This window comes from Candidatus Desulforudis audaxviator MP104C (genome assembly GCF_000018425.1).
GTDB classification, from domain to species: domain Bacteria; phylum Bacillota; class Desulfotomaculia; order Desulfotomaculales; family Desulforudaceae; genus Desulforudis; species Desulforudis audaxviator.
On sequence record NC_010424.1, the window covers coordinates 2,119,797 to 2,134,688 of the forward strand.

Genomic DNA, 14,892 nt, shown 5'->3' on the forward strand with positions numbered 1-14,892 from the left:
ATTACCCCCTGGGTCCAGGAGGCACCCTGCCAACCAACCGGCCCGTTCTATTTCAGGAAGGTCCGCTTCAGGTCGTCTTTCCACATGATGATGGCGTCCTCGTTGTTGTCCTGGTAGTACTTGGGGCGGATGCCGCGCTCCTCGAATCCGAGATCCTTGTACAGGTGCCGGGCGGGCTGGTTCGAGGGGCGCACCTCCAGGGTCATCCGTTTCGCCCCCCGGAGCACGGCCCGGCGCATCAACTCCAGCATCAGGCCCCGGCCGATACCCCGGTCCCGGTAAATCGGGTGTACGGCGACGTTGGTGATGTGGGCGTCGTCCAGCACCATCCACATGCCCCCGTAACCCACCACTTTGTGATTCACAACGGCCACCACATATTCGGCCAGTTCATTGTAAAGGATCTCAAACTCAAAGGTCTGCCGGGGCCAGGGAGTAGGAAAGGAGTACTCCTCGATGACCAAAACCTGGTCCAGATGCTGCAAGGTCAGGTTGTCAAACCGCACTCCGGGCAGGGGCCGGGACGTCATCGCCAACTCTCCTCACCCCCCGCTTTCTGCTGCCAGACCAGTTCGGCCGCCGGCGGGCTGATGTACTCCGGGACGAGGGAGAAGGCCTCCCGGCCCCGGCCCTCCCGCAGCGCTTCACGCCCTACCCAGGCGACCACCGCACCCCGCGGGTAATTACCCGCCGGGGTGCAGAAGCGGGCCCTTTCGCCCAGTTCGCCCCGGATCAGGTCGTCGTACAACTCCGCACCCTCGCCGACAAACACCTGGGGCTCGGCGGCGTCTTTAATAATCCCAAGCAACCGGCCGATTTCCAGCGCGGCCGGCGGGAACACGTTGTCCGGGGCCCCGCCCCCGCAATCGTAGAGGGCGGCGTAGACCTCGCCGCGGCGCGCCGGCACCAGCGCCCAGACCCGCCGGGCCCCACAAAGCGGGTACACCAGCACATCCAGCGAGGACACACCCACCACCGGAATATCAAGGACCTGGGCCAGGGTTCGGGCCGTGGTCAGGCCGACCCGTAGGCCGGTAAAGGAACCGGGACCGGCGGAAACAGCCACGCCGTCCAGGTTCCCCTTCAACAGACCGGCATCGTCCAACAGCTCCTCAATCAGCGGCAGCAACCGCACGGAATGGATTTTTTGTCCGCGGACCGACCGCTCGGCCAAAACCCCGTCCGAGCCGGCGAGACCGACGGTGCAAAACGGTCCCGAGGTATCGATACCCAGGACGTTCATAGCTTCCGTTTCAACTCCTCCACCAAGGCGCGGTAACGGGCGCCCCGCGGCACAAAACTTAACCGGCGTTTGTTCTCGCCGCCGTAGTCGAGCACGATGTCGAGACGCTCGGCGGGCAGGGCCGGGTCCACCCGGTCGGCCCATTCCACCAGGACCACCCCGTCGCCGGCGAGGTACTCCTCCGCGCCCAACAGGTTCAGGTCTGCGGGTCCGTGCAGGCGGTAGGCGTCAAAGTGGTAAAACGGCACCCGCCCCCGGTACTCCCGGATCAGAATGAAGGTCGGGCTGACCACCGCTTCGGTCACCCCAAGCCCCCGGGCCACGCCTTGGGCCAGTGCCGTCTTGCCGGCCCCCAGCGGACCGTAGATGCAAATCAAATCACCCGGCTCCAAGAGCCGGCCGAGTTCCTCGCCCACCTGCCGGGTCTTTTCCACCGCGTCCGTCGTCAGCGCCAGCGTCGTTTCTCTACGCATGTGCTTCACGGTTCGGTCCCGAAGGCGTCGTAACCCCCGGGAACCAGGGGGCGCCCAGCGCCCGCCGCGTCTTCGAGCCACAGCCCCTCTCCGGGACCGAGCACTTCCCCGATCCAGGTCACCGGCCAGCCCGCCGCCGCCATTTCTCTTTCCAGGCCGGCGGCCGCTCCGGGGCGCACCGTGAACAGGAGTTCGTAGTCCTCGCCCCCGAAGAGCGCCCACTCCAGGGGGTCTTTGCCGGTAAGGATTCCCAACCGCCGCACCTCCGGGGAGAGCGGCACCCGGTCGGCCAGGAGTCGCGCACCCACGCCGCCGGCCGTACAGATGTGGGCCACGGTCAAGGCTAAGCCGTCGCTGATGTCCTCGGCGGCGCTGACCACCCCGCTGGCGGCGAGCAAGCCGCCGGCCACCACCCGGGGTTCCGGGCTCAAGTGCGCTTTTTTCAACCGGTCTTCCACCTCCGGCGGGCAGGCCGGATGCGGGTTTTGAAACAAGAACAGCCCGGCAGCGCTCGCCCCCAGGCTGCCGGTGACGTAGAACAGGTCTCCCGACACGGCGCCCTTGCGGTACAGCACCCGCTCCCGCCCGGCGAGACCCAAAAGGGCCACTGTAATCACGAGCCCGTGCGGGTGACGTACGGTGTCGCCTCCGACCAGGGTAACGCCGTACCGGGCCGCTGTACCGGCGAGTCCCGCATACAAATCGTCGATGTCCGCCACCGCGGTTTCCGCCGGGGCCGCCAGGCTCACGACCGCATACACCGGCCGGCCGCCCATGGCAGCGACGTCACTCAGGTTTACAGCCATGGCCTTGGCGCCCAGATCCCGCATCGAGCCGTAGGCCCTGGAAAAATGAACTTCCTCCACCAGGGTGTCCACGGTGAACAGCAATAGTTCTTTACCGCCCAGATCGAGCACGGCGGCGTCGTCTCCGGCGCCCCGGACTACACCGGGGCCCCGGGCAAGCCGCCCGAGGAGCCGCTCCACCAGCCCCGACTCGCCGACATCCGCCAAGCGCATTACACAAACACCACCGCGGCGGGAAATCCCGCCATTATACCTAGAAGAACATTCTGGGAAAGAAGGCGGATTCCTTCGGGCATTTGAACGCCGCTCAAAATACATTATGCTCCGGGCCAGTTCGTTCTACCACGAACACAGAGTGCGGAAGACGTCGTTTTTCGGGCCTGCACCGGGCCTAGCAGTTCTCGTAGTCCTTACCCAGGTACTCTCCCACCAGCTTCATCGCGCAGAATTCCCCGCACATGGTGCAACCCGCGAATTTTTCCGGGTTCCGTTCGGTATGGTAGCGACGCGCCTTTTCGGGATCGATCGCCAACTCGATCTGCTTTTCCCAGTCCAGGGCCTTGCGGGCCCGGGACATCCTCTCGTCCCATTCCCGCGCGCCCGGAACCCTCTTCACCAGGTCGGCAGCGTGACCGGCGATCCGCGTGGCGATCACTCCCTCCCGGACATCCTCCACGGTGGGCAGGCCCAGGTGTTCAGCAGGGGTGACGTAGCAGAGGAAATCGGCCCCGGCCATCGCGGCCACCGCCCCCCCGATGGCGGCCGTGATGTGGTCGTACCCGGGAGCCACGTCGGTCACCAGGGGACCCAGGACGTAAAAGGGCGCCCCCTTGCAAAGCCGCTTCTGCAGTTGCACGTTCATAATGATCTGGTCCAGGGGCACGTGCCCCGGCCCCTCGACGAAAACCTGTACTCCCGCCTCCCGGCAACGGTCGACAAGCTCACCAAGAATCAAAAGTTCCTGGACCTGGGCCCGGTCGGTGGCGTCGGCCTGACAGCCCGGCCGCATCCCGTCCCCCAGGCTTAAGGCCACGTCGTAGGCCAGGCAGATTTCGAGCAGGCGGTCAAACTCCTTGTAAAACGGGTTTTCCCGGTCGTTGTGCAGCATCCAGCCGGTGAGGAAGGAGCCTCCACGGCTGACGATGTCCGTCAGGCGTCCCTGCTTTCGGAGCCGGTCCAGACTCTCCAGGGTCACCCCGGCATGAATGGTGAAAAAGTCCACGCCGTCCTTGGCCTGACGTTCAACCACTTCGAACAATTCATCCTCGCGCATGGCGACGATGGCCCCGTACCGCTCTTTGGCCTCGATCGCCGCCTGGTAAATCGGCACCGTACCCACCGGCACCGGGCAGGACGCCAGAATCTCCCGCCGGCACCGGTCCAGGTCGCCGCCCGTACTCAGGTCCATCACCGCGTCGGCACCGGCGTCCAGGGCCACCCGGAGTTTCACCCGGTGATCGTCCAGCGCGGACTGCTTCGGGGAGGTGCCAATATTGGCGTTCACCTTGGTCCGTAGTCCGGTCCCGATTCCGACGGCCTTCAGGTTCTTCCGCCGCATGTTCGCCGGAATGACGATGGTGCCCGCCGCCACCCCCTGAAGAACCGGCTCCACAGGGTAGCCCTCATCCCGGGCCACCTGTTCCATCTCGGGCGTGACCGTGCCCTGCCAGGCCGCCAGCATCTGGTTCATTCAATGATCCCCCCATACTTCATTAATCGCTTCGCAAAGAGCGGCGGCAGCCAGATTCGGATCGGGCGCCCCCGCCACCGCGCGCACCACTGCCACCCTCCGGAACCCCGCCCGGAGCACCTCTTTGATGTTTGACAGGTCTATGCCCCCGATGGCCACGGAGGGCAGGTCCACTCCAGCGGCCAACTCCGACAGCCGGGACAGGCTCACGGCGCGGGCCTCCGGCTTGGTTGCCGTGGGAAACACCGCTCCGAGGCCGACGTAGTCCGCGCCCTGCTCCCAAGCCTCACGGGCTTGCGCCGGGCTGTGGACGGAAACCCCGATCAGCTTTCCAAGGCCGAGCAAGCGACGCGCGGCCTCCACCGGCAGGTCGTCCTGCCCCAGGTGCACCCCGTCGGCGTCGACCGCCGCGGCTACGTCCACCCGGTCGTTGACCAGAAAGAGCGCCCCCGCTGACCGGACCACCGCGCACAGTTCGGCGGCCAGCGCCGTCAGCTCCCGGGTTTCCATGTTTTTTTCCCGCAGCTGGAAGGCTCCCGCTCCGCCGGCCACGGCCGCCCGCACCACCTCCACCAGAGGCCGCCCCCCGGTGTCCGCGCGCCCAGCCACCAGGTAGAGCCGGACCCGGTCAAAGGCGGCTTTACGCCCCCAAGCGGCGGAAGTGAGGGTCCACTCCCGCTCGGCCGCATAGAGGGCGAACCGGAACTCCTTGAAGTGTCGGGCCGGTGCCGGGTCCGCTTCCCGGGACAGTTCCTCCAGCACCCGGGCGGCCTCCTGCGCCCGCTTCCAGCCGGCCCCGGCGGCGGCAAAGATATTATCACGGGGACGGTTCTCCGGGGCCGGCGCCCCGACATCCCCCGAAATGTCCCGCGCCGCGAGCAGCGCCAGGCGGCCGCCGGGAAAGGCTTCTTCCAGGACTGAGAGCCGATGCCGCAGTTCCTTGATTCTCGCGGTCAACCCGGGGTCCGCCAATACGAAACGGCAGGCTTCCTCCACCACCCGGAGGCCCTCCCTGGCCCGGTTAAAGTTCACGTCGGCGATCCGGCAGATTTCCCGCAAAGAACATCACTCCCTGAGAACATTCAAACCCCCGGGAGGGGGGTAAATCAAAAAAGCTAACCACCCATTCCCTCCGCTGGCATGACCCAGGTCAGGTTCCAAGGGTAAAGCGCGCGCACGCTTTTCTCAGCCCGTTTCCGGGCACCCCCATGGGTAACCGGTTTGGTCTTTATTCTCAGTCTAAGGCGTCAAATCCTGCACCGGCAAGATGAAGCGGCACCCTAAAAGTGCATCCCGGGATTTACCGCCGCCGTTCCCCGTTGGCCAACAGTTCCGCGCCCTTGTTTATGTCTATTATAGCGCATTGCGTTATCCACGCCACTAAGAGCTGAGACGCCCGTCAGAGCGCTATCCAGGAAAGCGCGGAACGGCTGGGGGAAAAACCTGATGAAGGCCTGTCCAAAGAGTCTTTAGCGGTCGGCCGTATAGACGAGCCGGCCCTTGATGTACACCCTTTCCACCCGGCTGCGGACGTCGAAGAAGTCCCCGTCCATTATGACCACGTCCGCTTCTTTTCCGGGCTCCAGGGTCCCTAAACGGTCTGCGAGACCCAGTACGGCGGCGGCGTCCGCGGTCACCGCCCGCAGGGCGCGCTCCTCGCTGAGTCCGCCCCGGACGGTCAGGGCCGCCGAAAGCCCCAGGTACTGGACCGGCACTGCGGGGTGGTCGGTCATCACCGCGAACCGCACCCCGGCCTCGGCTAACCGGGCGGCTGTCTCTAGCGATTTGTGCCGCATTTCCACCTTCGGCCGGTTCACCAGGAGCGGCCCCAGGACCACGGGGATGTCTTCCTGCACCAGCATGTCGGCCACCCGGTCGGCCTCGGTGCCGTGCTCAATCACCAGGTCGAGGTTGAATTCACGCGCGATCCGCACGGCGGTCAGGATGTCGTCGGCCCGGTGGGCGTGGACCCGCAGGGGAATTTCCCGCCGCAGCACGCGGGCCAAGGCTTCCAACTTCAGGTCCCTGTCCGGCGGGTCGCCGTCGCCCCTTCCGGCCCGCTCCAACTTGCGGATGTACTCGGCGCCCTGCACCAGGGCGGTGCGCAGAAGGGCCGCGCTGGCCATCCTGGTCACCGGTGCCTTCCGTTCCTTGCCGTAGGCCCGTTTGGGGTTTTCACCCAGGGCCGCTTTCAGGCCGGCCGGGAAGCGGACCAGCATCTGTTCCACCGTCTTTCCCGCCGTCTTCAGGATGACCATCTCGCCACCGATGACGTTCGCGCTGCCCGGCGTGGTGCAAAGGGTAGTGACTCCCCCGGCTAGAGCGTCGGTAAACCCGAGATCCTCCGGGTAAACACCGTCGATGGCCCGCAGCTGGGGCGTGACCGGGTCGGAGTACTCGTTCCCGTCGTTCCCTTCCTCGCGGAAGATTTCTTCCATAATCCCGACGTGGCAGTGCGGTTCAATCAACCCCGGGAGCACCAGCTTGCCCGCGGCCTCCAGCACCTCAGCCCCGTCCGGCACCCCTATTCCGGCGCCCACCGCCTTGATCAGCCCGCCCTCGATCAGCACCGTCCCCGACGGGATGTCCCTTCCGGCCATGGTGAGAATGCGCCCGTTTGTAATGGCCAACATCTTGCATCGCCTCCTACGGGATAGTTTGCTTCCGGACGGCCGTTTCCTGCAGCGGTTTTTCACCCCAGGCGTGGTGGGCCGCCTCGACCAGCGCGGCGAAAAGGTTCAAGAACACCGGATGGCGTTCGTACATGCTTTCGGGGTGGAACTGCACTCCAAGCACAAAGGCCGGACCGGTCCCCTCCACAGCCTCAATAATCCCGTCCCCCGCCTGGGCCGAAACGGAGAAGCCGGGCGCCAGGCGCCGGACGGCCTGGTGGTGCAGGCTGTTCACCCGCAAGGCGCCCTCCCCCAGAATCCGGGCCAATAACGAGCCGGGCCGCACGTGCAGCCGGTGGGTCGGGTGCCACCGGGGCGCCTCCTGGTAGTGCTTGATCCGGGCCCCCGCCCGGGACACATCCTGGTGAATGTCGCCGCCGGCGGCGATGTTTAGCACCTGCATTCCCCGGCAGATGCCGAGAACGGGCCGGCCCGCGTGCAGAACCCGCCGGACCAGGGCGATTTCGAAGAGGTCCCGCTCCGGGGTGATTATGCCGGTGTCGGGGAGCGGTTCCTCACCGAAGAACACCGGGTCCACATCCCCGCCCCCGGCCAGAAGAATACCGTCCACCAGTTCGACCATACGCCCCACGCCGAGCCCTGGACTGAGCGGGGGCAGCAAAACCGGAACCCCCCCCGCCTGCTCCACGGCCCGAAAGTAAGACTCGGGCAAAAAAACCTGTCCGTGCTCGTGTTCCTGGAGACAGGTGATTCCAATCACGGTCAAGGTTAAAACCTCCCCGGGGTCTTTCTTTTTTCATTTATGCCTGAACCGCCGGCAACATAATCAAAAACTCAACCGCACCCGGACACCGGCAGGCTCTCCGACCGGACCATCGCCACCGACACGCTCATTGCCCACAAGTGCGGCGCCGTCAGCGCCATGCGGGGGGCTCTGGAGACGGCCGATCCCGACCTGCGGCAGTTCCTCACCCAAGCGGTCAGCGACAGCAACATGGCCTACGAAATCTTCCACTGGATGAACCGGAAGGGTTTCTATCAGGTACCGGTGATGGACCAAAACACGATGCAGCACATGCAGCACATGTACTCCCCCACCACCGCGCCGGGTGGGGGTATGGTCGGCCCCCAAGGGCCGTTCGTCTAGAACCCCTTCAAAGAAAGAGGACTGAAAAATGGGGACTGTCCCCCTTTTCCCCGGGACTGTCCCCATTTTTGACCCATTCTTGAATATCAGTGAATCCGGAATTCAGAATAGAAAACAGCTGTTTTAAGCTATGGTAAGTTATGGTCCTGACCCTTAACTTGCTTAAAACTTGGTCAGGTACTCCTCCAGCTCCCACGGGTGGATCTGGCACCGGTACCGGTCCCACTCGATCCGCTTGGCCTCCAGGTACCGGTTGAACACGTGTTCCCCCAAGGCCCGGCGCATCAGCGCACTTCCCTGGAGTTCCCCCAGCGCCTCCCGTAAGTCCTCGGGCAAAACCCCGATGTTCAGTTCCCGCCGCTCCTCCTCGGTCATGACGTAGATGTTCTGGTCACAGGGCGGGGGCGGGGCCGTCCTTTTCTTGATGCCGTCCAGCCCGGCCTGGAGGCAGACGGCCAGCGCCAGGTAAGGGTTGCAGGCCGGATCGGGGCTGCGCAGCTCAATCCGGGTGGACATGCCCCGTTTGGCCGGGATACGAATCAGAGGGCTGCGGTTGCGGTTGGACCAGGCGATGTACACCGGCGCTTCATATCCGGTAATCAGCCGCTTGTAGGAGTTAACCGTCGGGTTCAATACGGCAGCCATCGCCCGGGCGTGTTCCAGGAGGCCCCCGATGTAGTACAGGCATTCCGTACTGAGCTGGGTTTCGGTCGCCGGATCGTAAAAGGCGTTCACCCCGTTCCGGACCAGCGACTGGTTCAGGTGCATCCCCGAACCGGCCACGCCGAACAGGGGTTTGGGCATGAAAGTGGCGTGCAGCCCGTGGCGCTGGGCCACCACGCGGACCACAAACTTGAAGGTCAGGATCTTGTCGGCAACATCCAGGGCATCGTCATACTTGAAGTCAATCTCGTGCTGCCCGGGAGCAACTTCGTGGTGGGAGGCCTCGATTTCGAAGCCGAGTTTTTGCAGGGTCAAAACCATGTCCCGGCGTGCCTGCTCACCGTGGTCCACCGGCGCCAGGTCGAAGTAACCCGCCCGGTCGTGAGTCTGGGTGGTCGGTGCGCCTTCTTTGTCGACGTGGAACAGGAAAAACTCCGCCTCCGGCCCGACGTACATGGTATAGCCCAGCGCGGCCGCCTCGGCGACGGCGCGGCGCAGCACGTAACGCGGGTCGCCCTCGAAAGGGGTGCCGTCCGGGTTGTAGATGTCGCAAATCAGCCGGGCCACCGCCCCGTCCTGGGCCTGCCAGGGGAAAACGACGAAGGTGTTCGGGTCCGGACGGAGGTACATGTCGGATTCCTCAATGCGCACAAAACCTTCGATGGAGGAGCCGTCAAACATCAACTCGTTGTTGAGTGCCTTGTCCAGTTGGTCAACGGTGATGGCCACGTTTTTCAGGACGCCGAAGATGTCAGTGAATTGCAGACGGACGAACTCGACCTTGTGTTCCTTGGCTAACAGGCGTACATCCTCGGTTGAATAATGATTCAAGCGGCAACCCTCTCCTCCGTGTAATTCATCTGGGGAAACCGACCGGTTCGGCGGCTTCCCCGATAAATATACCACACCCGGCATGATTTTTACATATTTCAAGGGGCCACAATCCCCGGAAGGGACCTGAACACACGCACGGATAAGGAAGGCCCGTTGAGATCTCTTATTCCGTCGTCACCGAAAAAAATGACCGCGTTGCAACCGCGGTCAAGTGGTTTGGGGGCAACTTGATTCTTACTCTAATGGGTGTACAGCCGCCCGTACGGGCGGTGTGACACCGGAATCAGCTTGTGGAATTCGGCGGCCCGGACTCCGGCGGGGTCCCGCCCGAAGTGCCGGCAGAACTCGTCCAGGAGCGGATCCAGAAACCGCCGATCCGCCTCGTCCAGTTCAAAGAGTTTTACTTCTTTGCCCAGGGTGTGCTCTTCCGGCCGGCCCCGGAGATAGATCACCCCGCCGTGCATGCCGGTCCCCAGGTAATCCCCGGCTAGGGGTTCGCCCTCAGCCCGGTCCAATCCCAGGAGCACCAGGCGGCCGCCGGCCATGTATTCCCCGAAAAAGGCGCCCGCCGTGCCCCCAACCACGATCACGGGCACCAAGTCCTTGTATTCCTTCATGTGGATGCCCACCCGGTAGCCCACGTTCCCGCGGATGAACAGTCTGCCCCCGCGCATCCCGTACCCAAGAACGTCCCCCGCGCTGCCGTGGACCACCACCGTCCCCGAATTCATGGTGTTGCACACCCCGTCCTGCGCGTTGCCCCGGACCGTGATCGCCGGACCGTTCATAAAAGCGGCCAGGTCGTTTCCCGGCACGCCGTTGATTACGATGCGCACGTCGGGGACTTCCAACCCGGTACCGATGTACCGCTGGCCGTTTACGTTTTCCAGCCGGAAGTCAGTTTCCCCGGCCCTGATCGCCTCCCGGATCCACTGGTTGAGCTGCCGGTAATGCACACCGCGGGCGTCAATCTGCAGCATCGGCCACCTCCCCCTCTCTTCGGCGTTTTTGCTTCACCTACCCGGCGGACTGCCGACGACCAACAAGCGCCGCCGGCCGCATTCAACCCACTCCTCCCGTCGACCGACGACCGACCACCGACGACCATTAATTGCCTGCGTTTTTGATCCCGAGGACCCGCAGATCGGCGTTCGAAAGGCCGACGCCGCGCAGCCGGAGGCGGCTGCCCCGCAGGCTTTCCACGGCGTTCAGACCGAGCGCGCCTAGGATCTCCTTCAGTTCCAGCGACCAGCCCCGGATCAGGTTGGTCAGGTTCTCGGCCGCCCGGTCCGGGTCGAGCCTCTGGGTCAAATGGGCTTTTTGGGTGGTGATGCCCCAGCTGCAGTTGCCGGTATAGCACTTCTGGCAGAGGCGGCAGCCCATTGCGATGAGGGCGGCCGTGCCGATCGCCACCGCGTCGGCCCCCAGGGCGATCGCCTTGGCCACGTCCCCGCTGTGGCGGATGCCGCCGGACACCACCAGCGAAACCTGGTTCCGGATGCCCTCCTGGCGCAGCCGGTCGTCGACCGCGGCCAGCGCCATTTCGATCGGAATCCCGACGTGGTCCCGGATGGCCAGTGGCGTGGCCCCAGTGCCGCCCCGGAACCCGTCGATGGTGATGATATCGGCCCCCGCTCGGGCGATGCCGGAGGCGATGGCCGCCACGTTGTGCACCGCCGCGATCTTCACCGAAACCGGCTTCGCGTACTCGGTGGCTTCCTTGAGAGCGTAGATCAACTGGGACAGATCCTCAATGGAGTAGATGTCATGGTGCGGCGCCGGGGATAAGGCGTCGCTGCCCACCGGAATCATTCGGGTCTTGGACACGCCCTCATCCACTTTCTCCCCGGGAAGGTGCCCGCCGATGCCCGGCTTGGCCCCCTGCCCGATCTTGATCTCCACCGCCGCGCTCCGCCGCAGGTAACCCGGATTGACCCCGAAGCGGCCCGAGGCCACCTGCACGATCATCCAGTCGGCGAAGGGGTAAAGGTCCTCGTGCATGCCACCCTCGCCGGTGTTCATCACGATACCGCAGGCCTTCGCGGCCCGGGCCAGCGCCTTCTGAGCGTTCAAACTGATCGCCCCGTAGGACATGGCCGGGAAAACCAGGGGAGTTTCCAGGCAGACTGCAGGCGCCAGCTTCGTTTTCAGCACCGGCCCCTCCGGCCCGGGCTCGAATTCAAGTCCGTCCGGCCGCGAACCCAGGTAGGTCCTGAGTTCCATCGGCTCCCGCAAGGGGTCGATGGACGGGTTGGTCACCTGGCAGGCATCGAGCACTATGTGGTCAAAATAGCTGAAATAGGCCTTATCGTTGCCCGCGCCGGTCAACACCATACCGCCGGTGTTCGACTGCAGCCAGATGTTCTTCAGGTACTCCGGCCGCCAGTGGTGGTTCCCCCGGTAGGCCAGCGGATTCGCCTGGACGCTGATCGCGCCCTCCGGGCAGTGGCTCACGCAGTAGTGACACTGGACACACTTGTGGTGGTCGGCGACCACCCGGTCGGGAACGTTTTCCTTGATCCTGGCGAACACCTGCTGCAGGTCCCCCTGACCGTGCTTGAAAACACCCATGGCTTCCTTCCAGGCGCCGTGCGCGAACTTGAGAGTCCCGAAGCCGCAGCCGCGGACGCATCCCCCGCAGCGCCGGCAACGGCTCTCGTCGATGTGCACCAGGTATTCGGGAGGTAGGTAGTTGCTCATACGGTCACACCTTCTTCCAGCCGGGCGATAGCCATTTCTCCGGCCCGGATGCTCCCTACCTCGTCCAGGTCCTCGGCGATCACCCGGAGGGCGCTTTCCTCGCTCCCCATCAGGATGAGGTCGCCTTTTTTGCCGATAACCATGGGCCGTAGTTTGATCCGGTCATTAAGACCGATCATGGCGCCTTGAAAAGCCACAATCACGCTGAACGGGCCGTTCAGCATCGCCGGGCCGTAGACCCGGCGCAGGGCGGTGTACAGTTCCCGCTCGCGATCATCCATCCGGTCGATGACTTTCCAGAAAGGCGGCGCCAGGGCCCGGCACACCAGGTCCAAGGGGATGCCGTGGCGCCGGTGCAAAAGGTCGAAAAGGTAGGCGATCACCTCGGTGTCGGTCTGCAGTTCCAGGCAGTAACCGAACATCTCTAGATACCGCTTGTTGATGCCGTAAGAGGAGATTTCCCCGTTGTGGACCACTGACCAGTCGAGTACCCCCAGCGGGTGGGCGCCGCCCCACCAGCCCGGAGTGTTAGTCGGGAAACGGCCGTGCGCCACCCATATGTAACCCTCGTACTCCTCCAGACGGTAGTAGCGGGCGATGTCCTCGGGGTATCCCACGCCCTTGAAGACGCCCATGTTCTTACCGGAGGAGAATACGAAGGCGCCGGGGATCTCCCGGTTCACCGTCATCACGAAGGCGGTGACGTAGTCGTCGTCTTCCCGGAGCCCGTTCGCCCCGTCTTCCCGCACGGGCCGGACGAAATAACGCCACAACACGGGCGCCTCCCCGATCTGCGGCAGCGGCCGCGTCGGGATCGGTTCGGACTGGGCCACGTTGAAGTGGCTGCGCAGGTTATCCTCGGTATCCACGCGCGCCTGCGGGGTTTCGTACATCAGGTGCAGGGCGTAAAGGTCCCGGTACTCCGGATAAATCCCGTAGGCGGCAAACCCGCCCCCCAAACCGTTTGAACGCTCATGCATGCAGGCGATAGATCTGGTAATGGCCTCGCCGTTGAAACGGATCCCCTTCGTGCTCATGATTCCGGAGATCGCGCATCCCGAAGGGATCCTCACCATTCCTTCCCGCACATCTTCACCCACTTTCTTTTGTGCCAGGCTTTATAGCCACGTTGAGCCGGCGTGTTCCGGCCGCCATGCGGCCGGCAGACGCTCCGGCCACCGTTGCCCGGAGCTTGGTGATACCGGCGGCCGAAAGGGATGCGAAACCTTGCGGCCACCGGCCTCATCGTGGCCTAGTAGTTGACCAGGTAACGGTCGATCTCCCACGGAGTGATCCGGATACGGTACTCGTTCCACTCGGCCGTCTTGGCTTCGATGAACTTGGTGTAAATGTGCTCGCCCAGGGCCTCACGCATCACCGGGTCGGCGCTCATTTCCTTGATCGCTTCCTCCAGGCTCGCCGGCAGGCTGGTGATGCCCCGCTCCATCCGGTCCGCGTCGGTGATGTGGTAGATGTTGATCGGGAACCGCGGCGGCGGGTCGATCTTTTCTCTGATACCCTCCAGGCCGGCCGCCAGGTTCACCGTCAGGGCCAGGTACGGGTTGCAGGCCGGGTCGGGGTTGCGCAGTTCTACGCGGGTCGACAGGCCCCGCTTCTGTGGAATCCGGATGAGCGCGCTACGGTTCCCTTCGGCCCAGGCCACGTACACCGGCGCCTCGTAGCCCGGCACCAGCCGCTTGTAGGAGTTGACCGTCGAGTTGGTGATCGCCGCCATCGACCGGGCGTGTTTCAGAAGCCCGCCGATGTAATAGTAGGCCTCCGCACTCAGGCCGTCCGGCCTCGAGGCGTCGTGGAAAGCGTTCTCCTCGCCCCGGAACAGGGACTGGTTCATGTGCATTCCCGAACCGTTGATCCCGAACACCGGTTTGGGCATAAAGGTCGCGTGCAGCCCGTGACGCTGCGCCAGCGTCCGCACCACGAACTTGAAGGTGACGATCTTATCGGCGATGTCCAGCGCGTCCGAGTGCTTGAAGTCGATCTCGTGCTGGCCGGGCGCCACTTCGTGGTGCGAGGTCTCGATCTCGAAACCCATCTCCTCCAACGCCATCACCATCTCCCGCCGGGCATTCTCGCCCTTGTCGATCGGGGACAGGTCAAAGTAACCGGCCTTGTCGTGGGTTTCCAGCAGTGGCTTCCCGTCGGCGTCGACATGAAACAGGAAGAACTCCATCTCCGGTCCGGCGTGCATGGTGTAACCCATACTCTTGGCCCGGTCCAACATCCGGCGCAGGCAGTTCCGCGGGCAACCGGCGAACGGTGTGCCGTCGGGATTGTAGACGTCGCAGATCAGGCGCGCCACCGCCCCGTCCCGGGGACGCCACGGGAAGATCACAAAGGTGTTCGGGTCCGGGCGCAGGTACATGTCCGATTCCTCAATCCGGGCGAAACCATGGATCGAAGACCCGTCGAACATCAGTTCGCCGTCGAGGGCCTTGTCCAGTTGTTCCACCGGGATGGCGACATTCTTCAAGACACCCAAAATATCGGTGAACTGCAGCCGGACGAACTTGACCCCCAGTCTCCTGGCCTTCTCCAGGATTTCCTGTTTGACCGCGGTTTCCACTTCGAACCAACCCTTTCTTTAATATGTTTGGACACAAACAAAAAACGCCCAATCAAAGGGGTGGTTTCACACCTCCTTATGAAAGGGCGCCATTGCCTCTTATAAAGCGGGTACCTCCG

14 protein-coding genes and 1 riboswitch are annotated in these 14,892 nt (G+C 64.1%); of the genes, 1 reads left to right on the top strand and 13 read right to left on the bottom strand.

What is annotated here, in order from left to right:
• Positions 1-47: 47 nt before the first annotated feature.
• The 8 genes from rimI to DAUD_RS10255 form a co-directional block, all read right to left on the bottom strand.
• Positions 48-530, bottom strand: a complete 483-nt coding sequence (gene rimI / locus DAUD_RS10220; RefSeq protein ID WP_012303080.1) for a ribosomal protein S18-alanine N-acetyltransferase — start codon at positions 528-530, stop codon at positions 48-50.
• Complete coding sequence (tsaB, locus tag DAUD_RS10225) at positions 527-1,243, bottom strand: tRNA (adenosine(37)-N6)-threonylcarbamoyltransferase complex dimerization subunit type 1 TsaB (RefSeq protein ID WP_012303081.1); 717 nt, start codon at positions 1,241-1,243, stop codon at positions 527-529. The genes rimI and tsaB overlap by 4 nt, the downstream gene beginning before the upstream one ends.
• Positions 1,240-1,716 carry a tRNA (adenosine(37)-N6)-threonylcarbamoyltransferase complex ATPase subunit type 1 TsaE gene (tsaE, locus tag DAUD_RS10230; protein WP_012303082.1) on the bottom strand — a complete coding sequence of 159 codons (477 nt, stop codon included), beginning with the start codon at positions 1,714-1,716 and terminating at the stop codon, positions 1,240-1,242. Before tsaE ends, tsaB begins: the two co-directional genes overlap by 4 nt.
• Before the next feature lie 5 nt (positions 1,717-1,721).
• Positions 1,722-2,735 carry a thiamine-phosphate kinase gene (thiL, locus tag DAUD_RS10235; RefSeq protein WP_012303083.1) on the bottom strand — a complete coding sequence of 338 codons (1,014 nt, stop codon included), beginning with the start codon at positions 2,733-2,735 and terminating at the stop codon, positions 1,722-1,724.
• Between the two features lie 178 nt (positions 2,736-2,913).
• Positions 2,914-4,212, bottom strand: a complete 1,299-nt coding sequence (thiC, locus tag DAUD_RS10240) for a phosphomethylpyrimidine synthase ThiC (protein ID WP_012303084.1) — start codon at positions 4,210-4,212, stop codon at positions 2,914-2,916.
• Positions 4,213-5,271: a thiamine phosphate synthase gene (locus DAUD_RS10245; RefSeq protein WP_012303085.1), complete on the bottom strand. Its 1,059-nt coding sequence runs from the start codon at positions 5,269-5,271 to the stop codon at positions 4,213-4,215.
• 51 nt (positions 5,272-5,322) lie between these two features.
• Positions 5,323-5,430: riboswitch (TPP riboswitch) on the bottom strand.
• 251 nt (positions 5,431-5,681) lie between these two features.
• Positions 5,682-6,845, bottom strand: coding sequence for an amidohydrolase (locus tag DAUD_RS10250; RefSeq protein WP_012303086.1), 1,164 nt, complete (start codon positions 6,843-6,845; stop codon positions 5,682-5,684).
• Between the two features lie 13 nt (positions 6,846-6,858).
• The gene (locus DAUD_RS10255; RefSeq protein WP_242647928.1) at positions 6,859-7,605 is read right to left on the bottom strand and encodes a gamma-glutamyl-gamma-aminobutyrate hydrolase family protein; all 747 of its coding nucleotides are present in this window, start codon (positions 7,603-7,605) and stop codon (positions 6,859-6,861) included.
• A 114-nt stretch (positions 7,606-7,719) separates the two neighbouring features.
• On the opposite strand from DAUD_RS10255, the gene DAUD_RS10260 reads away from it, so the two are divergent.
• Positions 7,720-7,992: a spore coat protein gene (locus DAUD_RS10260; RefSeq protein ID WP_083756671.1), complete on the top strand. Its 273-nt coding sequence runs from the start codon at positions 7,720-7,722 to the stop codon at positions 7,990-7,992.
• A gap of 162 nt (positions 7,993-8,154) precedes the next feature.
• On the opposite strand, the gene glnA (DAUD_RS10265) is transcribed toward DAUD_RS10260, so the two are convergent.
• The 5 genes from glnA (DAUD_RS10265) to glnA (DAUD_RS10285) form a co-directional block, all read right to left on the bottom strand.
• Positions 8,155-9,486, bottom strand: a complete 1,332-nt coding sequence (gene glnA / locus DAUD_RS10265; RefSeq protein ID WP_012303088.1) for a type I glutamate--ammonia ligase — start codon at positions 9,484-9,486, stop codon at positions 8,155-8,157.
• A 242-nt stretch (positions 9,487-9,728) separates the two neighbouring features.
• Positions 9,729-10,469, bottom strand: a complete 741-nt coding sequence (locus DAUD_RS10270; RefSeq protein WP_012303089.1) for a GltB/FmdC/FwdC-like GXGXG domain-containing protein — start codon at positions 10,467-10,469, stop codon at positions 9,729-9,731.
• Positions 10,470-10,596: 127 nt separating this feature from the next.
• Entirely contained in the window at positions 10,597-12,189 is a 1,593-nt protein-coding gene (locus DAUD_RS10275) for a glutamate synthase-related protein (RefSeq protein ID WP_012303090.1), read from the bottom strand.
• On the bottom strand, positions 12,186-13,226 hold the full coding sequence (locus tag DAUD_RS10280; protein ID WP_242647849.1) for a class II glutamine amidotransferase: 1,041 nt from the start codon (positions 13,224-13,226) through the stop codon (positions 12,186-12,188). Before DAUD_RS10280 ends, DAUD_RS10275 begins: the two co-directional genes overlap by 4 nt.
• A gap of 215 nt (positions 13,227-13,441) precedes the next feature.
• Positions 13,442-14,773 carry a type I glutamate--ammonia ligase gene (glnA, locus tag DAUD_RS10285; protein WP_012303092.1) on the bottom strand — a complete coding sequence of 444 codons (1,332 nt, stop codon included), beginning with the start codon at positions 14,771-14,773 and terminating at the stop codon, positions 13,442-13,444.
• Positions 14,774-14,892 lie beyond the last annotated feature (119 nt).

Bases quoted from the DNA above. Each gene is read 5' to 3' on its own strand.
- rimI (WP_012303080.1), bottom strand. From the start codon at position 530: ATGACGTCCCGGCCCCTGCCCGGAGTGCGGTTTGACAACCTGACCTTG.
- tsaB (WP_012303081.1), bottom strand. From the start codon at position 1,243: ATGAACGTCCTGGGTATCGATACCTCGGGACCGTTTTGCACCGTCGGT.
- tsaE (WP_012303082.1), bottom strand. From the start codon at position 1,716: ATGCGTAGAGAAACGACGCTGGCGCTGACGACGGACGCGGTGGAAAAG.
- thiL (WP_012303083.1), bottom strand. From the start codon at position 2,735: ATGCGCTTGGCGGATGTCGGCGAGTCGGGGCTGGTGGAGCGGCTCCTC.
- thiC (WP_012303084.1), bottom strand. From the start codon at position 4,212: ATGAACCAGATGCTGGCGGCCTGGCAGGGCACGGTCACGCCCGAGATG.
- DAUD_RS10250 (WP_012303086.1), bottom strand. From the start codon at position 6,845: ATGTTGGCCATTACAAACGGGCGCATTCTCACCATGGCCGGAAGGGAC.
- DAUD_RS10270 (WP_012303089.1), bottom strand. From the start codon at position 10,469: ATGCTGCAGATTGACGCCCGCGGTGTGCATTACCGGCAGCTCAACCAG.
- DAUD_RS10275 (WP_012303090.1), bottom strand. From the start codon at position 12,189: ATGAGCAACTACCTACCTCCCGAATACCTGGTGCACATCGACGAGAGC.
- DAUD_RS10280 (WP_242647849.1), bottom strand. From the start codon at position 13,226: ATGAGCACGAAGGGGATCCGTTTCAACGGCGAGGCCATTACCAGATCT.